Raw genomic sequence first — 21,602 nt, 5'->3', positions numbered from 1 at the left:
GGGTACAGGCCGCAAAGAAGCCGACCTTTTTTGGTGGTTACGACAATTCTGGTGAAAGTGCAGGCGTTTTCGGCTTGTTTCGGCCTTCAGCCTGACCATTTTGGCCTATCACCCGCAGCTCCGCCAGCCGCGAATTATCACGGCTTATGGCGAGGTGTTACGCAATATGACCGCGCGCCTCCCGCCGATCGCTCTCGCGCCTGGAATCCACGCCCTGCTGCGATGGAGACGAAGGTGGATCCTCGGGTCAAGCCCGAGGAGGACGGCGGGTGGGGTGACCTCCGCGGCAAAACAGCGATGGCCGGATAGGAATGCGCTGGCGCCTCCTTCAGTCTGCGCCTCCTGCCGGCACGCCCCCAACGCAAACCCTCAAGCAATCTCACGCAGGCGTTCGGCCGTCTGCAGGTCGACGGAGACCAGGGTGGAGACGCCCTGTTCGGCCATGGTGACGCCGAAGAGGCGGTTCATGCGGGCCATGGTGATCGGGTTGTGGGTGATGATGACGAAGCGGGTTTCGGTGGAGGCCGCCATTTCGTCCATCAGGTTGCAGTAGCGCTCGACATTGTGGTCGTCGAGCGGCGCGTCCACCTCGTCGAGCACGCAGATCGGCGCCGGATTGGTGAGGAAGACGGCGAAGATCAGCGCCATCGCCGTCAGCGCCTGCTCGCCGCCGGAGAGCAGCGTCATGGTCTGCGGCTTCTTGCCGGGCGGCCGGGCCAGGATTTCGAGGCCGGCTTCCAAGGGATCGTCGGATTCGATCAGTTGCAGCTCGGCGGTGCCGCCGCCGAAGAGATGGGTGAACAGCCGCTGGAACTGGGCGTTGACGACGTCGAAGGCGGCGATCAGCCGTTCGCGGCCTTCGCGGTTGAGGCTCTGGATGGCGCCGCGCAGCTTGCGGATCGCATCGATGACGTCGTCGCGCTCCTTGATCAGCGCTTCGAGCTTCTCGCTCAGTTCCTTCTGTTCCTCGTCGGCGCGCAGATTGACGGCGCCGAGCCGCTCGCGCTCGATCCGCAGACGCTCGAGCTCGCGCTCGACCTCGCGCGGATCGGGAAGCGCCTGCATGGCCGGGCGCCCGGTCAGTTGCAGCGCCTCGTGCGGGGCGACGTTCAAAACTTCGCGGATGCGGCTTTCGCTTTCCTGCCGCTTCTCGCGGGCGGAGACCAGGCGCTCCTCGGCGCGGCCGCGGCGTTCGCGGCATTCGGCAAGCTCGGAAAGTGCGGTCGCCGCCTGGTGGTCGGCCTCGCGCTGGATGCGTTCGGCCTCGGCCAGGAGATCGCCGGCATTGCGGCGCGCCTCTTCGGCCTTCTGCAGTTCGCTGAGCAAAGCCCGGCGCTTGTCGTCGAATTCATCCGGCGCCATTTCGAGTTCGGCTGCCTCGTCGCGCGCCTCTTCCTCGCGCTCGCGCAGCGTCGCAACCTGATCCTCGCCGCTGGCCGCCCGCTGGCGCCAGGTCTCCCGCTCCTGGCCGATCGCCATGATGCGGCGCTGACGGGCCTCATTTTCCCGCGCCAAGCTCTCATGGCGGGCGCGGGCCTCGGCGAGCGCGCCGCGATCGGTCGCGACCTCCGCCTGCTGGAAGCGCAGCCGCTCGTCGATCGCGGTGAGATCGGGCGCATCCTCCAGCTCGATGCGGGCATTTTCCTCCTGGATGCCGATCTCCTCCAGCTGCGCGCCGAGCTGGCTGACGGCCTCGCTGACGACATCGCGGCGGCGGATCAGATCGCCGGAGGCGCGCTCGGCCGCAGCAAGCGCTTCGCGCGCTTCAGTGAGATGACGGGCCGAAAGACGGCTCATGTCGCGGGCCTCGGCAAGCCGGCGCTCCTCGCCGCGGATCGCATCAGTGGCGGCCGCCTGCCGCTCCTCGGCTTCGGCAAGCACGTCACGGGCAAGGGCCGCCTCGCCTTCGAGTTCGGCGAGCCGGTTCTTCTGGGCAAGGCGCAGAGCGGCAGCGCTCGGGGCGTCGGCGCCCGTCACGTGGCCATCCCAGCGATAGACGGCGCCCGCTTTCGTCACCAGCCGCTGGCCGGGCTGCAGCGCCGCCATCAGGCGCTTGGCGTCCCCATCGGCGACCAGGCCGATCTGGCGCAGGCGGCGGGTGAGTGCTGCCGGCGCGCTAATATGGGCGAGGAGCGGCGTGACACCTGCGGGCAGCGTAGAGTCGCCGGCGCCATCGCCATTCTCCGACCAATGGGCCGGCGCCTCGGCATCGAGCGGTGATTCCAGATCGTCGCCGAGAGCGGCACCGAGCGCCGTTTCGAAGCCGCGATCGACCTTCAATTCTTCGGCAACGGGAGAGAATTTCCCGGCCGCAGCGCCGGCGGCGAGCATGCGGGAAATGGTGCGGGCCTCGGTTTCCAGCGCATTCAGGCTCGAGCGAGCCTGATCGACCGGCGCGCGCGACAGCGCCTCGGTCTGGCGGGCAGCGGCCAGCGCCTGCTCCACCGCCTGAACGGCGGCTTCGGCATCGGCGAGCGCGATTTCGCCGGCCTCGACGATCGCGCGCTTTTCCTCGGGATCGGGCAGGCCGGCGATCTTGTCGCCGATGGCTGCAAGCTCCTGGTTCGCCTCATTCATCTGCCGTTCGAGGCGCATCCGGCGGTCGGCGAGATCGCGGATGGCGCGCTCCAGCTGATTGCGGCCGGCGGCCGCCTCGGCGCGCTCGGCCGTCAGCTGGGTAAAAATGCGCTCGCTGTCGGCAAGTTTTGCCGCCGCCTCCTCGAAGGCCTCGCGGGTTTCCTCGGCATAACGGCCGGAATCGGCGAGCACTTCTGATATCTCGGCCTCTTCGGCATCGAGCCTTGCCAGGATGACGGCATTGTCGGCCACCAGCCGCTCCTCGCGGCGGATATCCTCGCCAAGCTGGGCGAGACGGCGGGTCAGCTCGTCGCGGCGGCGCAGGATGCGGCCGGCATCCTCCTCCAGCTGGCTTCTGGCGATCTGCAGGCGCTGCAGGGCGGCGGCAGCGCGCGCCTCGCCTTCGCGCAGTTCCGGCAGCTTCAGGCTGGCGATGCCCTGATTCTTCGCCGCCTCCATCTGCATCTGCGCCTTTTCGGCAACGACTGATGTCGCCTGGTTCAGCGCGCTATCGGCCTCGGCCTCGGCCTCCTTGGCCTGCACCCAGCGGATATGCAAGAGCATCGCCTCGCGGCCGCGGATATCGGCCGACAGCGTCTTGAAGCGGTTGGCCTGGCGGGCCTGGCGCTTCAGGCTCTCGATCTGGCTTTCGAGCTGCGAGGTGACGTCGTCGAGACGCTCGAGATTGGTTTCGGCGGCGCGCAGGCGCAGTTCGGCTTCGTGGCGGCGCGAATGCAGACCCGAAATGCCGGCCGCCTCTTCCAAGAGCTGGCGGCGGGCCTGCGGCTTGGCCTGGATCAGCTCGCCGATCCGCCCCTGGCCGACCATCGAGGGCGAACGGGCACCGGTGGAGGCGTCGGCAAACAGCAACTGCACGTCCTTGGCGCGGCTTTCCTTGCCGTTGATGCGGTAGAGCGAACCCTGCTCGCGCTCGATGCGGCGGGTGACCTGGATCTCGTCCGCATCGTTGAAGGCGGCGGGCGCGGTGCGCGTCGCATTGTCGAGATAGAGCGCCACTTCGGCGGTGTTGCGGGCCGGCCGGTTTCCTGAGCCGGAAAAGATCACGTCGTCCATGCCGGAGGCCCGCATGTTCTTGTAGGAATTCTCGCCCATCACCCAGCGCAGCGCCTCGACGAGGTTGGACTTGCCGCAGCCATTCGGGCCGACGACGCCGGTCAGCCCCCGCTCGATGATGAATTCCGTCGGCTCGACGAAGGATTTGAAGCCGACCAGGCGCAGCTTGTTGAACTTCATGCGGAGACATCCACGGCAGGAAGCCCCCTCATCCGCCTGCCGGCACCTTCTCCCCGCTGGGGAGAAGAGACTCCGGGTCGATGCCGTGCCCACATCATCCCTCGAATGATGGGAAAGAAAGGCAGGCGGCATACCCCTTCTCCCCTCGGGGGTCCGAAGGACGGGTCGAGACCCGCGGCTCGAACCCGGTCAGTGCCGGCAGGCGGATGTGGGGGCCACACCAGCAAGCTGCGCTGAATACGAAAAACGGGCGCACGGCTTTCGCCGTCGCCCGTCTTCGTCAAACGGTCCGGTTCAGATGAGGCTGTCGATGAGCTTCGACAAGGTTTCAACCGGCATGTCTCCAGAATAGCGCTTGCCATTGATGAGGAACGTCGGCGTGGCATTGACGCCAAAATCCTTGGAACCTCTTTCCCGCGTGGCGTTCACTTCATCCAGAAGCTTCTGGTTCGTCAAGCATTTCGTGAAGCTATCCTCAGTAAATCCGGCCAGCTTCGACATCTGCAGCAATGCGGCGCGGCCGTCATCGGCGGCGGCCCAGACCTGTTGCTGCTTGAAGAGCATGGAGACCATCGGGAAATACTGTTCCGGCGTGCTCAGCTGCTCCGGATTGGAAGCGCTGCAGCGGGCGAGCATGAATGCTGCGGCGGCGCGCGGATCGAAGGGGAATTCGCGGATGATGAACTGCACCTTGCCGGCGTCGACATATTTCTGCTTGATGGCGTCGAAGGTGGTGTTGTGGAAATGGGCGCAATGCGGGCAGGTCATCGACATGTATTCGACGATCTTGACGGGGGCATCGGCCTTCCCAAGCGCCATCTCCGGCAGCGTGCCGGGCTTCAGCACTTCGGCCATGTCGACATCACCGTCGGACTGCGGCATTTCGGTCGCCGAAGTGGCCGCCGTCTGGATGGTATCGACATTGCTGCCATCGGCCATGGTCTTGCCGGAGGACGAAGCATCGGCAGCGTCCTTACTGTCGTTGCAGGCGGCAAGCGCTGCGGCAGCTGCGGCGATGGCGATCCCACCCAGGAGGCGGCGTTTCGTCAGTTGCATTTCGGACATCGGCATGGGTTCCCCATAGGTATGAGAGTGACGGCGTGACTGTGCGATATAACGGCTGACGGCCACTCACAAGCCACGCTTCGCCAACTTCCTTCAAAGAATTGTGACCGTGATGGGACCGCTAGGCAAAATTGCGAGCGGGCGGCTGGTGGATTTCATCGATAGACATCGCGGCGGTTGCCGATACGCACGATGAGGATTCGCACCGCCCCATCGTCGATGCTTGCGATCACTCGATAGTCCCCGACGCGGTACTTCCAGAAATCACCGAGTTCAGACCCTTTGAGCGCCTCTCCGATGGATCGTGGATCGTCCAGCCTTGCAACGCGATCATTGAGAAATCGGAGGATTCGGCGAGCCGCCTCATGTCCAAGCTTCTCAAGCTCACGCTCGGCTGCCCGGTGAAACTCAATTCTCCACGCCATGACGGGTCATCAACTCGGCCAGCGAAACGGTATCACTCTCCCCTCGCCGAAGCTCTTCGAGGCGTTTTTCGGCGAGATAGATATCCTCGAGATCATCGAGATGTTCGAGGATGGCCTGACGTGCATAGAAGCTCTTGCTGCGGCCGGTCCGCCTGGCAAGTTCATCAAGTCGTGCTTCGATTTCGGGGGGCAACCGCAATGCCAGCATGATCTTTCTCCTGTCTGCTATACAAATATAGCACCCGAAGCGCCCGGCCACCAGTAGCCTCTCAGATATGCATGCGTATTTCAGCGACGCTTTGAGCAACCCTACCAGCAGGGTGCTTGTGCATGGATGCTCGGGTCAAGCCCGAGCACGACGGAGGGCTGGGTAGGCTTCTCGAACTACCGCGACAGGTGAAGAGATAGGCGGCACTGGCGCCTCCGGCCTGTTGCGCTCCTCAATCTCCGTCATCCCAGGCCTTGAGCCTGGGAACCATGGTCTCGGATCCCAAACGAAAGTCCGGCGCGTCTGTTGCCGCGCCGGACCTCGAAGTCTACCGGATCACTTGCATTCGGGGTCGTCGCCGAAGCCCTTGCAGAAGAACTCGGCGGCATTGTCCTTGGTGATCATCTTCGACGCGATCTCGATTTCCATCGAGCCGTCGTCCTTCTTCGTCAAGGTTCCGAGCTTCTCCAGCGCGGCCGTGTCGTTGGTGGCAAGCGCGTGCGCGGCAATGACGCCTTCCGGCGCGACGGTGGAGTAGGTGAAGGTCGCGGTCAGATCGCCCTTGGCAACAGCACGGATGGCGGCATTCTCGCCGTCGATGCCGATGATGAGGATGCCTTCCTTGTCGCGGCCGGCAGCCTGGATCGCCCGCAGCGCACCAAATGCCATATTGTCGTTATGGGCGTAAACGGCCTGGATCTGGCCGGCCGGGAAACGCTGGAGCGTGTCTTCCATGAACTTCAGCGCCTTTTCCTGGTCCCAGTCGGCGTGGGTTTCGGCGATCACCTTGATCTCGGTGCCGGCGATGGCTTCGGCAAAACCTTCATGGCGCTCGACCGCGGGAGCGACAGCCGGGTCGCCCTTGATCTCGACGACATTGCCCTTACCTTTCAGCGCTTCGGCTATGTACTTGCCGGCAAGCGTGCCGATGGGTTTGTTGTGCGGGCCGACATGCAGCGTAACCGGAATATCGAGGCTGCGCTCGAGCGTGATCACCGGAATGCCGGCAGCCAGCACCTGCTTGACGGTCGGAGCGATGGCGGCGCCGTCCTGCGCCGAGATCATCAGAACCTTCATGCCTTGCACCATCAGGCTTTCGACATCCGAAATCTGCTTTGCGGACTTGCCTTCCGCGTTGGTGACGATCAGATCGACATCCTTGAAGTGTTCCGCGGCATAGGCCTGGTTGCGTTTGGTCATCGTGTTGCGATGGGCCGAGTTTGAACTCGCCTGCGAGAAGCCGATGACGATCTTGTCGGCGCTGAAAGCGGGGGCGGCCGTCAGCACGGTGGCGAGCCCGGCTGAGATAATGAGCATGCGTCTGGTGATGTTAAGCATTTCAAGTCCTCCCTTTGATGAACACGCTACCTGCGTGCTTTTCTTCCGGCTTCGAGCAGCACGGCAAGAACGATGATCGCGCCCTTCACCACCTGTTGTGAGAATGGTGAAACGCCTGCGAGATTGAGAATGTTTGCGATGATGGCCAGCACCATAGCGCCCCCCATCGTGCCGAGAACCGTGCCTTCGCCGCCGAACAGCGACGTGCCGCCGATCACCGCGATCGTAATGGCTTCCAGTTCGAGGCCGAGGCCGGAATTCGGGTCGCCGACGGAAAGGCGGGACAGGAAAATCAGGCCGGAAAGCGCTGCCAGCACGCCGCAGATGATGTAGACGCTGAAGATGACGAGCGGCACATTGATGCCGGAAAGCCTTGCCGCCTCTTCATTGCTGCCGACCGCATAGATGGCGCGGCCGAACGGCGTGAGGCTGAGCACGACGGCGGCGACGATGCAGACGATCGCGAAGACGTAGATCGGTGTCGGCACGCCCAGCAAGTAGCCCCCGCCGAGCACGAAGAAATTGTCGGCGAGCTTGCCCGGATTGACGGTGCCGCCATCGGCGATCATCAGCGCGAAGCCGCGCACCATGACCATGCAGCCGAGGGTCATGATGAAGGCCGGAATGCGAAAAAAGGAAATGCCGAAGCCGTTGACGCAGCCGACGAGGGCGCCGATGGCGATGCAGATCAGCACCATCAAGGGGATGGGCATGCCCTGCTCCATCAACACCGCACCGGTAACGCCGACCAGCGCGACGATCGACCCCACAGAAAGATCGATCCCTTTGGTCAGGATCACGAATGTCATGCCGATGCCGAGAATCCCATAAAGGGCGACTTGCCTCAGGACATTCAGGATATTGATTGGATTGAGAAAATGAGGAGAGATCAGCGAGGCGGCGATGATCAGTGCGATCAGTGCGCCGGCAAGCCCCGTTCCCCGCGGAAGTTTTTTCTTCATGGTAGTCCCCTCATCAATGTAGCGCCGCGAAGTGCATGACGTCTTCTTCGGTTGCCGTGCGCGCGTCGAGCTCGGCCGTTACCTCGCCCTCTCTCAAGACGTAGAGCCGGTCGCACAGACCAAGGATTTCCGGCAGCTCGGAAGAAGCCATGACGATCGCCAGTCCGCGGGATTCCGCGAGTTCGACCAGCAGGTCATAGATCTCGCGCTTGGCCCCGACATCGACTCCACGTGTGGGCTCGTCGGCGAGCAGGATCTCGCATCCCGCACTGACAAGCCTCGCCAGCACGCATTTCTGCTGATTGCCGCCCGAAAGGTTCTGCGTCGCTGCTGCGGCGTTCGGCGTCCTGATCCGCAACCGCTCGATCAGACCGCTCACTATTTTGCGTTCGCGGCGAAGGGACAGAAGCCCGAAACGGACGATCTGCGCGAGGCTGGCCGACATGATGTTGAAGCCGACGCTCTGTATCAGGAAGAGGCCCTCTGTCTTGCGGTCTTCCGGCACGAGACCGAGCCCCTTGGTGATACCGGCGCGCGGCGAACCGATGCTTGCCATCGCACCGTTGATGCTGACCTCGCCGGCACCACGCGGGTCAGCGCCGTAGATGGCGCGCAGAAGCTCGGTGCGACCGGCGCCCGCCAGGCCGAAAAGACCGACGATCTCACCCTTGCGCACATGGATGCTGACGTTTTTGAGCAGCGCCGGCGTCGAAATCCCCTTGGCGGATAGGGCTTCCCCGCCAATCCGGGGTACGCGCTTGGGAAAGACGTCGCCGACGTCCCGGCCGACCATGCTGCGAATGAGATCATCAGTCGTCAGGCCATTGGAGGGGCCGTTGTGGATGACCGTGCCGTCGCGCAGGACAGTGACGGTATCGCTCAGTTCGAAAACTTCGCGCAGGCGATGCGAGATATAGACGAAGGCGACACCGCTCTCGCGCGCCAGCTGCCGAACGACCCGGAACAGCTGATCGATCTCTGCCTGCGCCAACACCGCCGACGGCTCGTCGAGAACGATGATCTTCGCGTTGCGCGCCAGCGCCTTGGCAATCTCCACCATCTGCCGCTTGGCGACGGAAAGCGTGCCGATGCGAGCGGTCGGATCGACGTCGAAACCCAGCCGGTCAACGACCTCGATGGTCCGGCGCTTTGCCTCGCCCCAGTCGATCAGGGCGCCCTTGCGTGGCAACCGCCCCATCAGAACGTTTTCGGCGACGGTCAGGTGCGGAGCCTGGGCCAGTTCCTGGTAAATGACCGCGACTCCGCGCGCGATCATCCCGGCCGGCGTCGGATCGAGGACCTCTTCGCCAAACAGCTCGATGCGCCCCTCGTCGGCCGAATAGGCGCCGGAGAGGATCTTCATCAGTGTCGATTTTCCGGCGCCGTTCTCTCCCACCAATGCCCTGATTTCCCCGGGCTGCAGAGAAAACGACACGCCCTTCAGGGCGCGCACACCAGGAAAGGATTTGGTGATCCCAGCAAGAGCCAGCGCCGACGTCATTTCAATGCCCTCCGCAGCCGCAGGAGCGGCGAATTACCAGTTTTGCCGGCAGGCGGACCTGTCGCACGCTTTCCGTGGTCGATTTGATCCGCCGGGACAGCATTTCCGCGGCCTGCATGCCGATCATCTCACTCGGCTGCGCCATGACGGTCAGCCGCGGCTCGAAGCAATCTGCCCAATCGAAATCGTCAAAGCCGATCAGCGCCAGATCCTCAGAGATGCGCAATCCAAGATCCCGCACCGCGCGCATGACGCCGATTGTCGCCAGATTGTTGCCCGAGGCGATCGCCGTCGGCCGGTCCGCCCGGCTCAGGATGTCGAATGCCGATTGGCGGGCATCCGCACTGTTCGCATTGCCTTCGCTCATCAGGCTGCGATCGATTTCGAGCCCGTGCCTGCGCATGGCGCCGACATATCCACGCACGCGTTCGATGGTGGAACGCAGCCCGGGTTCGCCGGCGATGAGGCCGATGCGGCGGTGACCGTGGCCGACAAGGTGATCGATCAGCGTCTCCATCGCCGCCTCATTGTCCAGGCAAACCCCATCCGCATCGGCAACCGTCAGACGGTCGACGAGCACGAAGGGCATGCGAGAGGATTTGAGATAGTCGATGGCGCGGTTTTCCGGATCACTTGACGGAGCCAGGATCACCCCATCCACCCGCCGCTGGACGAGTTCACGGACCAGCCGGAGTTCAGTCTCCGGATCGTTCTGCGTGTCGCAGAGAAAAACGAGCTGCCCGATGGCCGCGCAGGCTCGCTCGATAGAGGAGACGATATCGTTGAAATAGTAGTTGGTGCTGATCGAGATCGCGATACCGACGGCGTCGGTCGAGGATCGCACCAATGAGCGGGCCACCGCGTTCGGCACGAATCCGAGGCTTTGGATTGCGTCTCTGACGAGTGCGGCCGTCGCTTCGTTCACATGCCGGGTGCCGTTGACGACGTGCGACACGGTGGAGACCGACACGCCCGCGGCGCGTGCGACGTCAGTGATTGTCGCCATGATTGCAGACCTCCCCAATATGCCTGACGCGCAGCTTCAGACTGCTGCCGCGTCAACTCCCAGAACAAAATCGAAAGATTGAACCGACCTCGAACAGGCCTCCCCAGCCTCGACGGTCACCGACCTATTTCATCCTCCAATGAAATGGTGGAGACCGATATATGGCCATCGAAACGTTTGCGCAAGCGTTTTCTTTGTCATTTTATGTGCTATACGGGTTCAAAGGGAGGAACGAACATGGCACTGAAAAACATTCCCGGGATTCTTTGCCCGGATCTTTTGTGGATATTGAGCGCGATGGGCCATGGCGACGAGATCGCCATCGTCGACAAGAATTTCTCGGCCTGCCGCGTGTCGAAAAAGACCGTCAGCGGCAAACTCGTGTCGATGAACGCGGCCAGCGCCTCAGATGCCATAGCGGCGATCCTGGCGGTCATGCCGCTCGATCACTTCGTCGAACAGCCGCTCATGCACATGGAGGATCCGGATCAGCCCGGCACCATGCTATCCGTTCATGCGGATGTGGAATTGCTCTGCTCGACGGCGGAAAAGCGCAGCATCACGAGCAGGCCCATCGAGCGCTTCGCCTATTATCCGATGGCTGAATCCTGCTTCGCGGTGGTTCAGACAGGGGAAATACGGCCCTATGGCAATTTCATCCTGAAGAAGGGTGTCGTTTAGCGGCGGTTCCGGAGATGCTCTGCAGCGTGGCGCGTCTTCCCGGACGAGCAAAGAATGCTGGAAGCACGGGCGTGCCGAGATAACAGAGCGGATCGTATTCGGCAGTATAGACCAACGTTTAGGCAGACTTGCGGACAAACTGCGCGCGGATCGCTTCACGGCGCGCGTCTGCCGGCTGGTCCTTAGTCTCGGCGAGGACCTTACGCATGCGCGGGCTGAGTACCAGGCCTTCGACCGCACTGATCTTTTCGGCACGCGCCTGGGTCAGGCGACCGATATTGGCATTGCGGGTCAAGTTGGGCTTTTTGCTCATCGTGAGTCAGAACGTAGCACCACCTCACGTGGACTCGCAAAAGGAATTCGTTTGATTTGAACGCCGGGATCAATGCGAGCACGATACAGATAGGCAAGCGGCAAACAAAGGATGACCGTCCCCGCTTGCCGATCACAACTGTGCCTAGGCGAAACTCGATCGCCAATGTAGGTCGCGGTTTGCAGTCAAAAGCGGAGGATGACTTTCAATGTCTAACGACAAGCGTTAGCGGTATACAGCAGATCGAATGTTGATTTTTCGGATGGCTATTTCAGCGGGATTATTTTCATGCATTCCTTAACCAAGACTTTTCTCTATAAGCCGCTCATCGCTACCGCATTTGCCCTAAGCGTCACCAGCGCGCGCGCCTCCGAAAACAGCGGGAATATTATCTTCAATCAAATGCTTAAATGTTTGAAGCTGCCTGCGGACGCGCCAAGCGCTTATGACTTCATGGTTGTCGCAGTCATCAAGGATGGATCTGCGGACTCCTTATCCATCAATTTCCGCGCGCCGCCATCTGAATGGGAAAAAACCGCGGCCCCATTGGTCGCGGATGCGATCACGCAGTGCGAGCCCTACACGTCGATCTCGGGCAGAGTCGAATTCCTTGTCACCCGCGAGCGTGTTGAAGCAGGATCAAAAAACTGAACGTGCGAAGACGAGAAGCCGAATGTCATTCCCAGAAGAAATAATATGGGACAAAATTAACGACGGCTGGACGCGAATGTCGCGCAAGCAGCGCTTCCTCTGGGAGGCGATCAAACGCATGCCTGAAGAATGGGAATTGCGAGGCTTCAGCCGGTGCTGGGTGGTGGCACTCATGGGCCCGACTGTAATCTACTATAACCATCATGAAGAGGGATTCGAACTCTCGACTTGGTATCAGTATGGGTACATCGAGCAATATCAGGGTTTTCAATACGGGTTAGAACAAGCCATACAGCGGCAACTCGATATCTTGGATACGGGGTATGACGCCGGCCCGTGGGGAAGTGGACCGATTCCCGGCGAGTACAAGAAATCATAGCCTTGCATCGCAGACACCGGCTAAGCCGGTGTCCTGAGCTTTTATGCGCTCGCATCCTCATGCCGGTCATGTCCAGTCTTGGCGTTGCTGATCAACTTGGATGTTTTACCCATCAGCGACCGCTCCCCCGCTTGCCCATCACCGCGGTGCCTAAGCGCTGGATTGCCTGGCGCAGCTTGTCGCCCTCGATGCCTTCCATCATGCCTTCGAGCTTGCGGGCGGCTTCGCCTTTCAGCGGCGGCGGGGTGCGGGAGCGGCGGGCGGGGTTTGAGACCGGCTTCTGGACGATGCGGATCTGGTGGACGGCGGCAAAACCGAAGAAGCTGTTGATGCGCTGGATGAGTTCACCCTGGGCATGGGTGAGGAAAAGCGCGCGCGCGCCTTCGCAGGCGATGGTCAGCACGCCGGGGCGGAAGCCGCCGGCCTCGTCACCGCCGCGCGCCCAGGCGATCTTTTCCGGGCGGGTGCAATCGGCGAAATCCTCGCCGGCGATTTCGCTCCAGGAGCCGAGCAGGGCCGTGTTGATGCCGGCGCGGCGCGCCAGGACGGGATCGATCAGCCCGTTCGCCAGCTCGGAAATCTGCTTTGCACCTTTGCGTGGAGAACTCATCGAAACCCTTGGATACCTCTGCCAATCGCACAGGCAATTCGCATCACCGGCTTGATCGCGCGGCATTGCTTCGCCAAGTATAGGCACTTCCCCCGATCCCGGCAAATCATGACGATCACCACACCCGACACGCCCTCCGCAAAGCCCCTGCTCGACTGGTACGACCGGCATCACCGCGACCTGCCCTGGCGCGTGTCGCCCGGCATGGCGGCGCGTGGCGTCAAGCCCGATCCCTATCACATCTGGCTTTCGGAGGTGATGTTGCAGCAGACGACGGTGCAGGCGGTCAAACCCTATTTCGCCAAATTTCTGCAGCGCTGGCCCGAGGTGACTGATCTGGCCGTGGCCGAGAACGACGCCGTCATGGCCGCCTGGGCCGGGCTCGGCTATTACGCGCGGGCCCGCAACCTGAAGAAATGCGCAGAGGCGGTGGCGAAAGAGCATGGCGGCGTCTTTCCCGACACCGAAGAAGGGCTGAAGTCGCTCCCCGGCATCGGCGACTATACGGCCGCGGCCGTCGCCGCCATCGCCTTCAACCGGCAGGCGGCCGTCATGGACGGCAATGTCGAGCGGGTGATTTCCAGGCTCTATGCGATCGAAACACCGCTGCCGGCTGCAAAGCCTGCCATGAAGCAAAAGGTGGCGCTGCTGACGCCGGCGGACCGGCCCGGCGATTTTGCCCAGGCGATGATGGATCTCGGCGCGACGATCTGCACGCCGAAGCGGCCGGCCTGTTCGCTCTGTCCGTTCCGCGGCGCCTGCGAGGCGCTGAGGCTTTCCGATCCCGAACTCTTTCCGGTCAAGGCGGCGAAGAAGGAAAAGCCGGTGCGGCAGGGCGCGGCCTTCATCGCGGTGACTGAGGATGGCGAGATCCTGCTCAGGCGGCGCGCCGAAAGCGGCCTGCTCGGCGGCATGGCCGAGGTGCCGACGACGGGGTGGACGGCGCGCATCGACGGCGAGACCTCTTCTGCGGCCGCGCCCTTCGAGGCGGCCTGGCAGGCCTGCGGCACCGTCATCCATGTCTTCACCCATTTCGAGCTCAGGCTGTCGATCTGGCGGACGGCGATCGCCGGCAAGGTGGGTGACCGCCCGGATGACGAATGGTGGGAGCCGGTTACAAATCTTGAGACGCAAGCCTTGCCGACCGTCATGAAAAAAGCGATCGCAGCGGCTATTCCTCGCGCGTTCAAATCATCCAAGGGACGACTATGACCACCGACATAAAGCATATTGTTTTCGATATCGGCAAAGTCCTCATTCATTACGATCCGCATCTTCCCTTCAGCCGGCTCATTCCCGACGAGACCGAGCGCAACTGGTTCTTCGCCAATATCTGCACCCATGACTGGAATATCGAGCAGGACCGCGGCCGCACCTGGGCAGTTGCCGAAGCGCTGCTGATCGCCGAGCATCCTGCCCGCGAAGAACATATCCGTGCCTTCCGCAAATATTGGCACGAGATGGTGCCGCACGCCTATGGCGACAGCGTCGCGATTATGGAAGGGCTGATCGCCGAAGGCCGCGACGTGACGATGCTGACCAACTTCGCCTCCGACACCTTCCGCGAGGCGCAGGAGCGCTTTCCCTTCCTCAAGCTGCCGCGCGGCGTGACCGTTTCCGGCGATGTCGGCCTGATCAAGCCGGATGCCGCGATCTACGAGAGCCATACGAACAGCTTCGGCCTCGATCCCAAGGCGACGATCTTCATCGACGACGCGCCGGTCAATGTCGAAGGCGCGAGAGCCTTCGGCTGGAATGCAGTGCTGTTTTCGAGCGCCGAGAAGCTGCGCAGCGATCTCGCCGCTTACGGCGTGAAGGTGTGAGGCCATGGCCTTCGACCCGGCAGAGGAAATCGAACGCTTCCACGCCGCCATCAACGCCCTCGATTTCCCCACCATCGAGGCCTATTTCGCCAAGGACGCCACCTATGTCTCGAACGGCGTCGGCAGCCTTGCCGGGCGGGGCGAGATCATGGCCGCCTTCCGGCGCTATTTCGACGATTATCCCGATCAGGCGGCGGAGAATTCGCTGGTGGAGACACTGACGCCGCTGTCCGGCCGGTCCGTCTGGTCGCTGCGTGCCACCCACAGCCAGACGGGAAAGCCGCTGATCCGCGAGGGCGAGGAGACGATCACATTCAATTCGGAAGGCCGCATCATCCGCGTCGACGTCACCGACTACCAGGCCTTCTGACGATTAGATCGCCAAAAATAGAAGACGCCCGGGGTTCGAGCCCCGGGCGCCTTGGCCTTCTTCCGCAACTGGAGGAAACCGGAAGAAGCTGTTTCGATCTTGCGAAAGTGCTGCTCACTCCACCTTCGCCAGATCACTGCGGATGACGGACCTGAGATCGTCGATCGGGCGCAGGGACTGCCCATCTTCGAAATGCCAGAAGGTCCATCCGTTGCATGCATCGAGACCCTGCACCTTGGCGCCGAGACGATGAATAGAGCCGGCCTCGCCGCCTGATGCGACGGTGCCGTCGGCGCGCACGATCGCGCTGTAGCGGCGCTTGGCGTCGGTCAGCACCTGGCCGGGCTTGATCAGGCCGCTTTCGACGAGCACGTTGAAGGCGACGCGAACCTCGGCCTTCTTGCCGGTCATGACGGTCAGTTCCGCCTTCCCCAGCGGCTCGACGGCGGCGATGCGGGCGGAGGCCGCATCGATATAATCCTGCTCGCGCTCGATGCCGACGAAGTGGCGGCCGAGGCGCTTGGCCACCGCACCCGTAGTTCCCGAGCCGAAGAAGGGATCAAGCACGATATCGCCGGGCTTGGTCGAGGCCATGATGACGCGGGCAAGCAGCGCTTCCGGCTTCTGCGTCGGATGCACCTTCTTGCCGTCCTCGCCCTTCAGCCGCTCATTGCCGTTGCAGATCGGGAACAGCCAGTCGGAGCGCATCTGCACGTCGTCATTGGCGGCCTTCATCGCATCGTAGTTGAAGGTATAGCCCTTGGCCTTGGCGTTGGGGCTTGCCCAGATCATCGTCTCATGGGCGTTCTGGAAACGGCGGCCCTTGAAATTCGGCATCGGATTGGTCTTGCGCCAGATGATGTCGTTGAGGATCCAGAAGTTCAGATCCTGCAGCGTGGCGCCGACGCGGAAGATATTGTGGTAGGAGCCGATCACCCAGATCGAGCCCGTCGGCTTCAAGACGCGGCGGCAGGCCAGCAGCCAGGCGCGGGTGAAGGCGTCATAGGCCTCGAAGGAAGCGAACTGATCCCATTCGTCATCGACGGCATCGACCAGCGACTGATCGGGACGGTGCAGCGATCCGCCGAGCTGAAGATTATACGGCGGATCGGCAAAGATGACATCGACGGAGTGATTGGGCAAAGCTTCAAGCGCGCTGACGCAATCGCCCTTGATGATCGTGTCGACCCAAGAATCCGGCCGGGAACCCGACCTGATCGAAGCCTTGAGGTCGGCAAGCGGAAAAACTGATGCCATTCTGATACTCACTCATACGCTTGACGCTTAACTCTCCGTTATGGTTACGCAACTTAGTTACCAAAGCCTGAAGGGGCGGCCGATTTCGGGAATTTATTCGGCAGTCGGGTTGAACTGGGGGAGATGGCCACATCCCGCCGACGGCTGTCCGATTCATACTAATGATTGCCCCTCACCCTAACCCTCTCCCCGTTCTGACGGGGAGAGGGGACGTGCCCTGCGAGATGCTGAAGAGGGACCGAGAAGTTGCGGCATATCCCCTTCGCCCCGTAAGCGGGGAGAAGGTGGCGGCAGCCGGATGAGGGGCCGCCCTCGCCGATCTCCCAGGCCGAAATATCGCTTAATATGGAGCTCCTGCGCGTGCCCAACCAGGGAGAAACACCCTCATGCCGCATCGTGCACGCTGCGGCTGTCCGCCGGCGCCTCGTCGCGCTCGAACATGCCGTAATCGCGCAGGACGCTGGCGATGCGCAGCCGGTAATCGGCGAAGATACCGCCGCGGCCGGCCTGCTGGGCTGCCCGGTGGGCTTCGAGGTTGCGCCAGTTGCGGACGGCTTCCTCGTCGCGGAAGAAGGAGAGCGACAGCAGCTTGCCGCGGTTTGTCAGGCTCTCGAAACGCTCGATCGAGATGAAGCCGTCGATCTTTTCGAGCTCGGATCGCAACTCGCCGGCGAGATCCAAATATTTATGGCGCTCGCCCATATAGGGCACGACTTCGAAGATGACGGCGATCATGGCAGCACCAGCTTGGCGTGAGGGGCGGAAACGTTTTTCAGAAAGATGCGATCTTCCTTCAGTATGAAGGCTTCGCGTCTGGCGAATTCATAATTGTCGCGGCCGAGCGGATCGGCGGCCAGCCTGGCGCGGTAGGCCTCGTAGGCAGCGAGGCTTTCGATGTTGTAGACGCCATAGGCCGCCGTCGCCGATCCCTCGTGCGGGGCGAAATAGCCGATCAGGTCGGCGCCGTTCCGAGGGATTACCTGGCCCCAGTTGCGGGCATATTCGGCGAAGGCCTCTTTCTTGAAGGGGTCGATCTGATAGCGGATGAAGCAGGTGATCATCGGGTTCTCCTTTGTGCCTGTCCGTTTTCGCACATTGCCCCGCGGCGATGCTTCGGTTACGATCGAAGTATGAAGGAAGGTCCTGACATTGCGCAGATCGGCGCGCTGATCGGCGATCCCGCCCGCGCCAACATGCTGGCGGCGCTGACGGGCGGGCGCGCATTGACGGCGACCGAGCTTGCCGGCGTCGGCGGCATCACCGTGCAGACGGCAAGCACGCATCTGGCCAAGCTCGAAGCCGGCGGCCTGCTTGCCCAGCGCAAACAGGGGCGCCACCGCTATTTCACATTGGCCGATGAGGCCGTCGCCCGGCTGATCGAAAGCATGATGGGTTTTGCCGCCGGACGCGGGCATCTGCGCCACCGGCCGGGGCCGAAGGAGCCGGCGCTGCGCAAGGCGCGCATCTGCTACGATCATCTGGCCGGCGATTACGGCGTGCGCATGCTCGACAGCCTTATTGCCTCAGGCTCGATCGACGCGGTCGGTGACGGTCTGGCGCTGACGGAAAAGGGCGAGAGCGATCTCAAATGCATCGGCATCGATGCCGGCGCGCTCCGATCGTCGCGCCGCCCGCTTTGCCGCTCCTGCCTCGACTGGAGCGAAAGGCGAGCCCACCTCGCCGGCAGCCTCGGCAAGGCGCTGCTGTCGAACTTCCTCGACAGGGGCTGGGCGCGGCGCACGGCTGAAAGCCGCTCGATCCTCTTTAGCCCGGAAGGCGACCGGCAGTTTTTGAAGCTCTTCCCGATCGATGCGTAGGTCAGCTGCGGATCTCTAAACACCGGCCTTCCACTCATCCTGCTGCCGCATATGCGCCCGCAGCGGAGGTCTAGCAGCCCTTCTGCTTCATCTTCTGTTCGACCTTGGCCCTTCTCTTGAAACTATCCCCGGCGTGTTTTCCGCCGGTCAGCCCATGATCCATCATCGCCTGCAGCTCTGCACAGCTCCTGTGGTGCGTGCCGCCCTTAGCGGTGACGTCGGTGGATGTGAGGGCAAAGAGCAGCGCTACGGCTGCCGCCGATCGAACAAGAGCTGAAAGCCTCATAGTCCCTCTCCTATTGCCTTGCATGGTACGCCCAAGCCCGTGAGCCCGCAATGAAGATGGTGTCGCAGGAGCCCGGGATAGCGGTGTCCGGACCAGCCGGGCGGGTCAGGCAGCTATCCATCCGCTCGGGTTCGCCCCGAACACCGGCGAGCCCTTTTTCGCCAGTCGCCTTGCAAGCGGTCGCTACGAAATCATTAAGCATGTTTCGATACTATCACGCCTCAAATTCAACGTGAGAAGCCGACATGCCGTCGATCCAGCATAAGATTATCATTGCAAGCATCGCAATTTTCGGCTTGGCGGGCGGCGCCACTCAGGTCGGCATCTGGTCTGCCGCCACCCTTTCGGCAAACAGCGCCGATGTCGCCCAGTCGGCGCAAATTCTGCGCAACCACATGCAGGCCGATATGATGCATGATGCGCTGCGCGCCGACGTGCTCGCATCCTTGCTGGCATCGAACCCGGCGGCCGGCATCGACGCCGCCGCGGTGAAGGCGGATCTGGCGGAGCACGAGACAGCGTTCCGCGAGATGATCGACACCAACAAGGCTCTCGTCTCCGACGCGAAAACGAAAGCGGTCCTTGCCGGCATCGAACGTCCGCTGCTCGTCTATGTCGACAGCGCCACGAAGATGGTCGATCTTGCGGGCAAGGATCCGGCGGCGGCGTTGAAGGCGCTGCCGGAATTCATGCAGCAGTTCTCGACATTGGAAACGGCCATGGAACAGGCCGGGGATCAGATCACCGCCGTATCGGACGATATTTCCAAGCATAACGCCGACATCAAAGCCTCGGTCGATATCACTCTCAAAGCCCTTCTGGCCGCGGCCGCGTTGTTCGCCTTCGGCCTCTATTTCCTGACGCGAAGGAGCGTCACCAAGCCGATCCTTTCGCTTTCCAACGATATGCAAAGGCTCGCCGGCGGCGACACGGCGATTGCCTGCAGCGGGATCGGCCGCACCGATGAAATCGGCACGATGGCGTCGGCTGTCGAGGTCTTCCGGCAGGCGGCGATCGCCAACAAACAGCTCGAGCAGGACGCGGAGACCGCTCGCTTGCAGGGCGAAACCGAGCGGGTCACGGCCCGCAAACAGGCAGACGAGGACGCCGCCGATCGACTGCGGGCGGCGACATCCGGTCTTGCCGCAGGCTTGAAGCGGCTTGCCTCAGGCGATCTCGCCTTCCAGATCGAAGAGCCGTTCGCGGCTGATTTCGAGAACCTCCGGCATGATTTCAACATGTCGATCCGCCAGCTCGATCAGACGCTCGGCGCCATCGCGACGGCCATTGCCGCAATCGACGAAGGCACAAGGGAAATTGCATCCGGGGCCGGCGATCTGTCGAAACGCACCGAGCAGCAGGCGGCCGCTCTCGAAGAAACCGCCGCAGCGCTCGATCAGATCACCGCCAATGTCTCGAATTCGAGCAAGCGCACCGACGAGGCGCGCACCGAAGCAACGGATGCCAACCGCAATGCCGCCAAATCCGCGGAGGTCGTATCGCATGCCGAAGAAGCCATGCGCCGCATCGAGGCCTCGTCGCAGCAGATCTCCAGCATCATCGGCGTGATCGACGAAATCGCCTTCCAGACCAATCTGCTGGCACTGAATGCCGGCGTCGAAGCGGCACGCGCCGGAGAGGCCGGCAAGGGCTTTGCTGTCGTGGCCCAGGAAGTCCGCGAACTCGCCCAGCGATCGGCTCAGGCGGCAAAGGAAATCAAAGGCCACATCCAGAAATCCTCGGTGGAAGTGGAAAGCGGCGTCAAGCTGGTTCTCGACACCAGCCAGGTTCTGAGCGCCATCAGCGAACAGATCGCCCGCATCAACCAGCACATGGATGCCATTGCCGTATCGGCAAGAGAGCAGTCGACCGGCCTTGCCGAAGTCAACACCGCCGTCAACTCGATGGACCAAGTGACCCAGCAGAACGCTGCCATGGTCGAACAATCGACCGCCGCATCCGGTCATCTTGCCGAGGAAGCCGCCAGGCTGCGCGAACTCGTGTCCCGCTTCAAGCTCCGTGCGACGGCCTCGACGCAATTCGCACGACGGGCGGCTTGACGGAAGCGATCCGGCAGCGACCACGGAGCCGGTCGCTTGCCGCATCGCAGCCATGCTTGGGATCAGGTTGAGCTTTGGCCGGGCATCGTGTAAAGCCGCAGCACTCCCTGATAGACCCGGACTTGCAGCAAGGCGTGAACATATGAACGGCTTCGATCTCATAATCTTCGATTGCGACGGCGTTCTCGTCGATTCCGAAATCATCGCCGCGGAAGTCGAATCCGCGCTTCTGACGGAGGCCGGATATCCGATCGGCGTCGAGGAAATGGGCGAACGCTTCGCCGGCATGACATGGCGCAACATCCTGCTGCAGATCGAACGCGAAGCGAGCATCCCGTTTTCGGCCTCGCTGCTCGAAAAGTCAGAGCAGCTACTCGACACCAGGCTGGCAAATGACGTCGAGGCCATTCCAGGCGTCGAATTCGCCGTCTCCAGGCTCTCGATGAAGCGCTGCATCTGCTCGAATTCGAGCAGCAAGCGGCTCGACATGATGCTGGGCAAGGTGGGGCTGAAGCCGCTGTTTGCCCCCAATATCTTTTCCGCCAAGGATCTCGGCCCCGACCGGGCCAAGCCGAGGCCCGACATCTTCCTGCACGGCGCAAGCCAGATGGGCGTGTCGCCCGACAAGGTTGTGGTGGTCGAGGATTCCGTGCACGGCGTGCATGCGGCGCGCGCCGCCGGCATGCGCGTCATCGGCTTCACCGGCGCCTCGCACAGCTATCCCGCCCATGCCGACAAGCTGACGGATGCCGGCGCCGAAACGGCGATCTCCCGCATGAACGACCTGCCCGGCGTCGTCGCCGCGCTGGCGGCCTGGGAAGGCGTGCTTTAGGGGCTGAGCGCAGAGCCTGCGCCTTTGGCTGGATTGCTCTCCAGGCTCCCCCGCTCCGTCCTCGTCGGGCTTGAGCCACCGCTGCCCGGTTCGTGCCGATTGAACGACCGGGTTGATGGTCGACACTTTGGACCGGGATGATACCTGACAGTTTTCATTCTGTCGTGTGTGCTGCTTCGGGCCTCAT

Annotated in this window: 23 protein-coding genes; 9 read left to right on the top strand and 14 right to left on the bottom strand. The window is 62.5% G+C overall.

The genetic code is table 11. The features are described 5' to 3' along the window. Positions 1-369 precede the first annotated feature (369 nt). The 8 genes from BBJ66_RS12690 to BBJ66_RS12655 form a co-directional block, all read right to left on the bottom strand. A complete protein-coding gene (locus BBJ66_RS12690) occupies positions 370-3,831 on the bottom strand; it encodes a chromosome segregation SMC family protein (protein ID WP_071087406.1) in 3,462 nt (1,153 codons plus the stop codon). A gap of 294 nt (positions 3,832-4,125) precedes the next feature. Next, on the bottom strand, positions 4,126-4,896 hold the full coding sequence (locus BBJ66_RS12685) for a DsbA family protein (RefSeq protein WP_425287906.1): 771 nt from the start codon (positions 4,894-4,896) through the stop codon (positions 4,126-4,128). Positions 4,897-5,051: 155 nt separating this feature from the next. After that, positions 5,052-5,321 (bottom strand): type II toxin-antitoxin system RelE family toxin, encoded by a 270-nt coding sequence (locus tag BBJ66_RS12680; protein ID WP_071087404.1) that lies wholly within the window; start codon positions 5,319-5,321, stop codon positions 5,052-5,054. Then, positions 5,305-5,529 carry a type II toxin-antitoxin system RelB family antitoxin gene (relB, locus tag BBJ66_RS12675; protein WP_064837223.1) on the bottom strand — a complete coding sequence of 75 codons (225 nt, stop codon included), beginning with the start codon at positions 5,527-5,529 and terminating at the stop codon, positions 5,305-5,307. The genes BBJ66_RS12680 and relB overlap by 17 nt, the downstream gene beginning before the upstream one ends. Positions 5,530-5,865: 336 nt before the next feature. Then, on the bottom strand, positions 5,866-6,867 hold the full coding sequence (locus BBJ66_RS12670) for a substrate-binding domain-containing protein (RefSeq protein WP_064817639.1): 1,002 nt from the start codon (positions 6,865-6,867) through the stop codon (positions 5,866-5,868). A 26-nt stretch (positions 6,868-6,893) separates the two neighbouring features. Beyond that, positions 6,894-7,829: an ABC transporter permease gene (locus tag BBJ66_RS12665; RefSeq protein WP_071087403.1), complete on the bottom strand. Its 936-nt coding sequence runs from the start codon at positions 7,827-7,829 to the stop codon at positions 6,894-6,896. 13 nt (positions 7,830-7,842) lie between these two features. Beyond that, positions 7,843-9,330: a sugar ABC transporter ATP-binding protein gene (locus BBJ66_RS12660; RefSeq protein ID WP_071087401.1), complete on the bottom strand. Its 1,488-nt coding sequence runs from the start codon at positions 9,328-9,330 to the stop codon at positions 7,843-7,845. Position 9,331: 1 nt separating this feature from the next. Further along, on the bottom strand, positions 9,332-10,336 hold the full coding sequence (locus BBJ66_RS12655; RefSeq protein ID WP_071087399.1) for a LacI family DNA-binding transcriptional regulator: 1,005 nt from the start codon (positions 10,334-10,336) through the stop codon (positions 9,332-9,334). 237 nt (positions 10,337-10,573) lie between these two features. On the opposite strand from BBJ66_RS12655, the gene BBJ66_RS12650 reads away from it, so the two are divergent. Beyond that, positions 10,574-11,017 (top strand): RbsD/FucU family protein, encoded by a 444-nt coding sequence (locus BBJ66_RS12650; RefSeq protein WP_071087397.1) that lies wholly within the window; start codon positions 10,574-10,576, stop codon positions 11,015-11,017. Positions 11,018-11,135: 118 nt separating this feature from the next. Here the strand turns inward: BBJ66_RS12650 and BBJ66_RS12645 are convergent, their stop codons facing one another. Further along, positions 11,136-11,330, bottom strand: a complete 195-nt coding sequence (locus BBJ66_RS12645; RefSeq protein WP_071087395.1) for a hypothetical protein — start codon at positions 11,328-11,330, stop codon at positions 11,136-11,138. Between the two features lie 288 nt (positions 11,331-11,618). On the opposite strand from BBJ66_RS12645, the gene BBJ66_RS12640 reads away from it, so the two are divergent. Together BBJ66_RS12640 and BBJ66_RS12635 are read left to right on the top strand one after the other, a co-directional pair. Further along, entirely contained in the window at positions 11,619-11,981 is a 363-nt protein-coding gene (locus BBJ66_RS12640; RefSeq protein WP_071087393.1) for a hypothetical protein, read from the top strand. A 22-nt stretch (positions 11,982-12,003) separates the two neighbouring features. Next, positions 12,004-12,360: a hypothetical protein gene (locus BBJ66_RS12635; protein ID WP_071087392.1), complete on the top strand. Its 357-nt coding sequence runs from the start codon at positions 12,004-12,006 to the stop codon at positions 12,358-12,360. A 112-nt stretch (positions 12,361-12,472) separates the two neighbouring features. Here the strand turns inward: BBJ66_RS12635 and BBJ66_RS12630 are convergent, their stop codons facing one another. Continuing rightward, positions 12,473-12,970 carry a DUF721 domain-containing protein gene (locus tag BBJ66_RS12630; protein ID WP_071087390.1) on the bottom strand — a complete coding sequence of 166 codons (498 nt, stop codon included), beginning with the start codon at positions 12,968-12,970 and terminating at the stop codon, positions 12,473-12,475. A gap of 108 nt (positions 12,971-13,078) precedes the next feature. Here BBJ66_RS12630 and mutY point away from each other — a divergent pair, with 108 nt between their 5' ends. The 3 genes from mutY to BBJ66_RS12615 are packed head-to-tail and all read left to right on the top strand — an operon-like array spanning position 13,079 to position 15,163. Next, complete coding sequence (mutY, locus tag BBJ66_RS12625) at positions 13,079-14,182, top strand: A/G-specific adenine glycosylase (RefSeq protein WP_071087388.1); 1,104 nt, start codon at positions 13,079-13,081, stop codon at positions 14,180-14,182. Next, a complete protein-coding gene (locus BBJ66_RS12620) occupies positions 14,179-14,793 on the top strand; it encodes an HAD family hydrolase (protein ID WP_071087386.1) in 615 nt (204 codons plus the stop codon). The genes mutY and BBJ66_RS12620 overlap by 4 nt, the downstream gene beginning before the upstream one ends. 4 nt (positions 14,794-14,797) lie before the next feature. Next, on the top strand, positions 14,798-15,163 hold the full coding sequence (locus tag BBJ66_RS12615) for a nuclear transport factor 2 family protein (RefSeq protein WP_071087385.1): 366 nt from the start codon (positions 14,798-14,800) through the stop codon (positions 15,161-15,163). Between the two features lie 114 nt (positions 15,164-15,277). Here BBJ66_RS12615 and BBJ66_RS12610 read toward each other — a convergent pair whose 3' ends face one another. The 3 genes from BBJ66_RS12610 to BBJ66_RS12600 all read right to left on the bottom strand — a co-directional run bounded on the left by BBJ66_RS12610 (position 15,278) and on the right by BBJ66_RS12600 (position 17,481). Then, positions 15,278-16,420: a site-specific DNA-methyltransferase gene (locus tag BBJ66_RS12610; protein WP_071087383.1), complete on the bottom strand. Its 1,143-nt coding sequence runs from the start codon at positions 16,418-16,420 to the stop codon at positions 15,278-15,280. Between the two features lie 384 nt (positions 16,421-16,804). Then, complete coding sequence (locus BBJ66_RS12605) at positions 16,805-17,155, bottom strand: antibiotic biosynthesis monooxygenase family protein (protein ID WP_071087381.1); 351 nt, start codon at positions 17,153-17,155, stop codon at positions 16,805-16,807. Beyond that, positions 17,152-17,481: an NIPSNAP family protein gene (locus tag BBJ66_RS12600; protein WP_071087379.1), complete on the bottom strand. Its 330-nt coding sequence runs from the start codon at positions 17,479-17,481 to the stop codon at positions 17,152-17,154. Before BBJ66_RS12600 ends, BBJ66_RS12605 begins: the two co-directional genes overlap by 4 nt. A gap of 69 nt (positions 17,482-17,550) precedes the next feature. Between BBJ66_RS12600 and BBJ66_RS12595 the strand changes: the two genes are divergently transcribed. Further along, positions 17,551-18,237 (top strand): ArsR/SmtB family transcription factor, encoded by a 687-nt coding sequence (locus BBJ66_RS12595; protein ID WP_049735356.1) that lies wholly within the window; start codon positions 17,551-17,553, stop codon positions 18,235-18,237. Positions 18,238-18,307: 70 nt separating this feature from the next. Here BBJ66_RS12595 and BBJ66_RS12590 read toward each other — a convergent pair whose 3' ends face one another. Next, a complete protein-coding gene (locus tag BBJ66_RS12590) occupies positions 18,308-18,523 on the bottom strand; it encodes a hypothetical protein (RefSeq protein ID WP_049735357.1) in 216 nt (71 codons plus the stop codon). A gap of 245 nt (positions 18,524-18,768) precedes the next feature. On the opposite strand from BBJ66_RS12590, the gene BBJ66_RS12585 reads away from it, so the two are divergent. Together BBJ66_RS12585 and BBJ66_RS12580 are read left to right on the top strand one after the other, a co-directional pair. After that, entirely contained in the window at positions 18,769-20,583 is a 1,815-nt protein-coding gene (locus BBJ66_RS12585) for a HAMP domain-containing methyl-accepting chemotaxis protein (RefSeq protein ID WP_071087377.1), read from the top strand. Between the two features lie 142 nt (positions 20,584-20,725). Next, positions 20,726-21,415, top strand: coding sequence for an HAD family hydrolase (locus BBJ66_RS12580; protein ID WP_071087368.1), 690 nt, complete (start codon positions 20,726-20,728; stop codon positions 21,413-21,415). Positions 21,416-21,602: the final 187 nt, after the last annotated feature.

The sequence above is a fragment of the Rhizobium sp. RSm-3 genome, from assembly GCF_001854685.1.
Lineage (GTDB): Bacteria > Pseudomonadota > Alphaproteobacteria > Rhizobiales > Rhizobiaceae > Rhizobium > Rhizobium ecuadorense.
Note: the sequence above shows the minus strand (reverse complement) of the source record. Positions and strands in the feature narration are given on the sequence as shown.

Bases quoted from the DNA above. Each gene is read 5' to 3' on its own strand.
- BBJ66_RS12690 (WP_071087406.1), bottom strand. From the start codon at position 3,831: ATGAAGTTCAACAAGCTGCGCCTGGTCGGCTTCAAATCCTTCGTCGAG.
- BBJ66_RS12685 (WP_425287906.1), bottom strand. From the start codon at position 4,896: ATGTCCGAAATGCAACTGACGAAACGCCGCCTCCTGGGTGGGATCGCC.
- BBJ66_RS12680 (WP_071087404.1), bottom strand. From the start codon at position 5,321: ATGGCGTGGAGAATTGAGTTTCACCGGGCAGCCGAGCGTGAGCTTGAG.
- relB (WP_064837223.1), bottom strand. From the start codon at position 5,529: ATGCTGGCATTGCGGTTGCCCCCCGAAATCGAAGCACGACTTGATGAA.
- BBJ66_RS12670 (WP_064817639.1), bottom strand. From the start codon at position 6,867: ATGCTTAACATCACCAGACGCATGCTCATTATCTCAGCCGGGCTCGCC.
- BBJ66_RS12665 (WP_071087403.1), bottom strand. From the start codon at position 7,829: ATGAAGAAAAAACTTCCGCGGGGAACGGGGCTTGCCGGCGCACTGATC.
- BBJ66_RS12660 (WP_071087401.1), bottom strand. From the start codon at position 9,330: ATGACGTCGGCGCTGGCTCTTGCTGGGATCACCAAATCCTTTCCTGGT.
- BBJ66_RS12655 (WP_071087399.1), bottom strand. From the start codon at position 10,336: ATGGCGACAATCACTGACGTCGCACGCGCCGCGGGCGTGTCGGTCTCC.
- BBJ66_RS12650 (WP_071087397.1), top strand. From the start codon at position 10,574: ATGGCACTGAAAAACATTCCCGGGATTCTTTGCCCGGATCTTTTGTGG.
- BBJ66_RS12645 (WP_071087395.1), bottom strand. From the start codon at position 11,330: ATGAGCAAAAAGCCCAACTTGACCCGCAATGCCAATATCGGTCGCCTG.
- BBJ66_RS12640 (WP_071087393.1), top strand. From the start codon at position 11,619: ATGCATTCCTTAACCAAGACTTTTCTCTATAAGCCGCTCATCGCTACC.
- BBJ66_RS12635 (WP_071087392.1), top strand. From the start codon at position 12,004: ATGTCATTCCCAGAAGAAATAATATGGGACAAAATTAACGACGGCTGG.
- BBJ66_RS12630 (WP_071087390.1), bottom strand. From the start codon at position 12,970: ATGAGTTCTCCACGCAAAGGTGCAAAGCAGATTTCCGAGCTGGCGAAC.
- mutY (WP_071087388.1), top strand. From the start codon at position 13,079: ATGACGATCACCACACCCGACACGCCCTCCGCAAAGCCCCTGCTCGAC.
- BBJ66_RS12620 (WP_071087386.1), top strand. From the start codon at position 14,179: ATGACCACCGACATAAAGCATATTGTTTTCGATATCGGCAAAGTCCTC.
- BBJ66_RS12615 (WP_071087385.1), top strand. From the start codon at position 14,798: ATGGCCTTCGACCCGGCAGAGGAAATCGAACGCTTCCACGCCGCCATC.
- BBJ66_RS12610 (WP_071087383.1), bottom strand. From the start codon at position 16,420: ATGGCATCAGTTTTTCCGCTTGCCGACCTCAAGGCTTCGATCAGGTCG.
- BBJ66_RS12605 (WP_071087381.1), bottom strand. From the start codon at position 17,155: ATGATCGCCGTCATCTTCGAAGTCGTGCCCTATATGGGCGAGCGCCAT.
- BBJ66_RS12600 (WP_071087379.1), bottom strand. From the start codon at position 17,481: ATGATCACCTGCTTCATCCGCTATCAGATCGACCCCTTCAAGAAAGAG.
- BBJ66_RS12595 (WP_049735356.1), top strand. From the start codon at position 17,551: ATGAAGGAAGGTCCTGACATTGCGCAGATCGGCGCGCTGATCGGCGAT.
- BBJ66_RS12590 (WP_049735357.1), bottom strand. From the start codon at position 18,523: ATGAGGCTTTCAGCTCTTGTTCGATCGGCGGCAGCCGTAGCGCTGCTC.
- BBJ66_RS12585 (WP_071087377.1), top strand. From the start codon at position 18,769: ATGCCGTCGATCCAGCATAAGATTATCATTGCAAGCATCGCAATTTTC.
- BBJ66_RS12580 (WP_071087368.1), top strand. From the start codon at position 20,726: ATGAACGGCTTCGATCTCATAATCTTCGATTGCGACGGCGTTCTCGTC.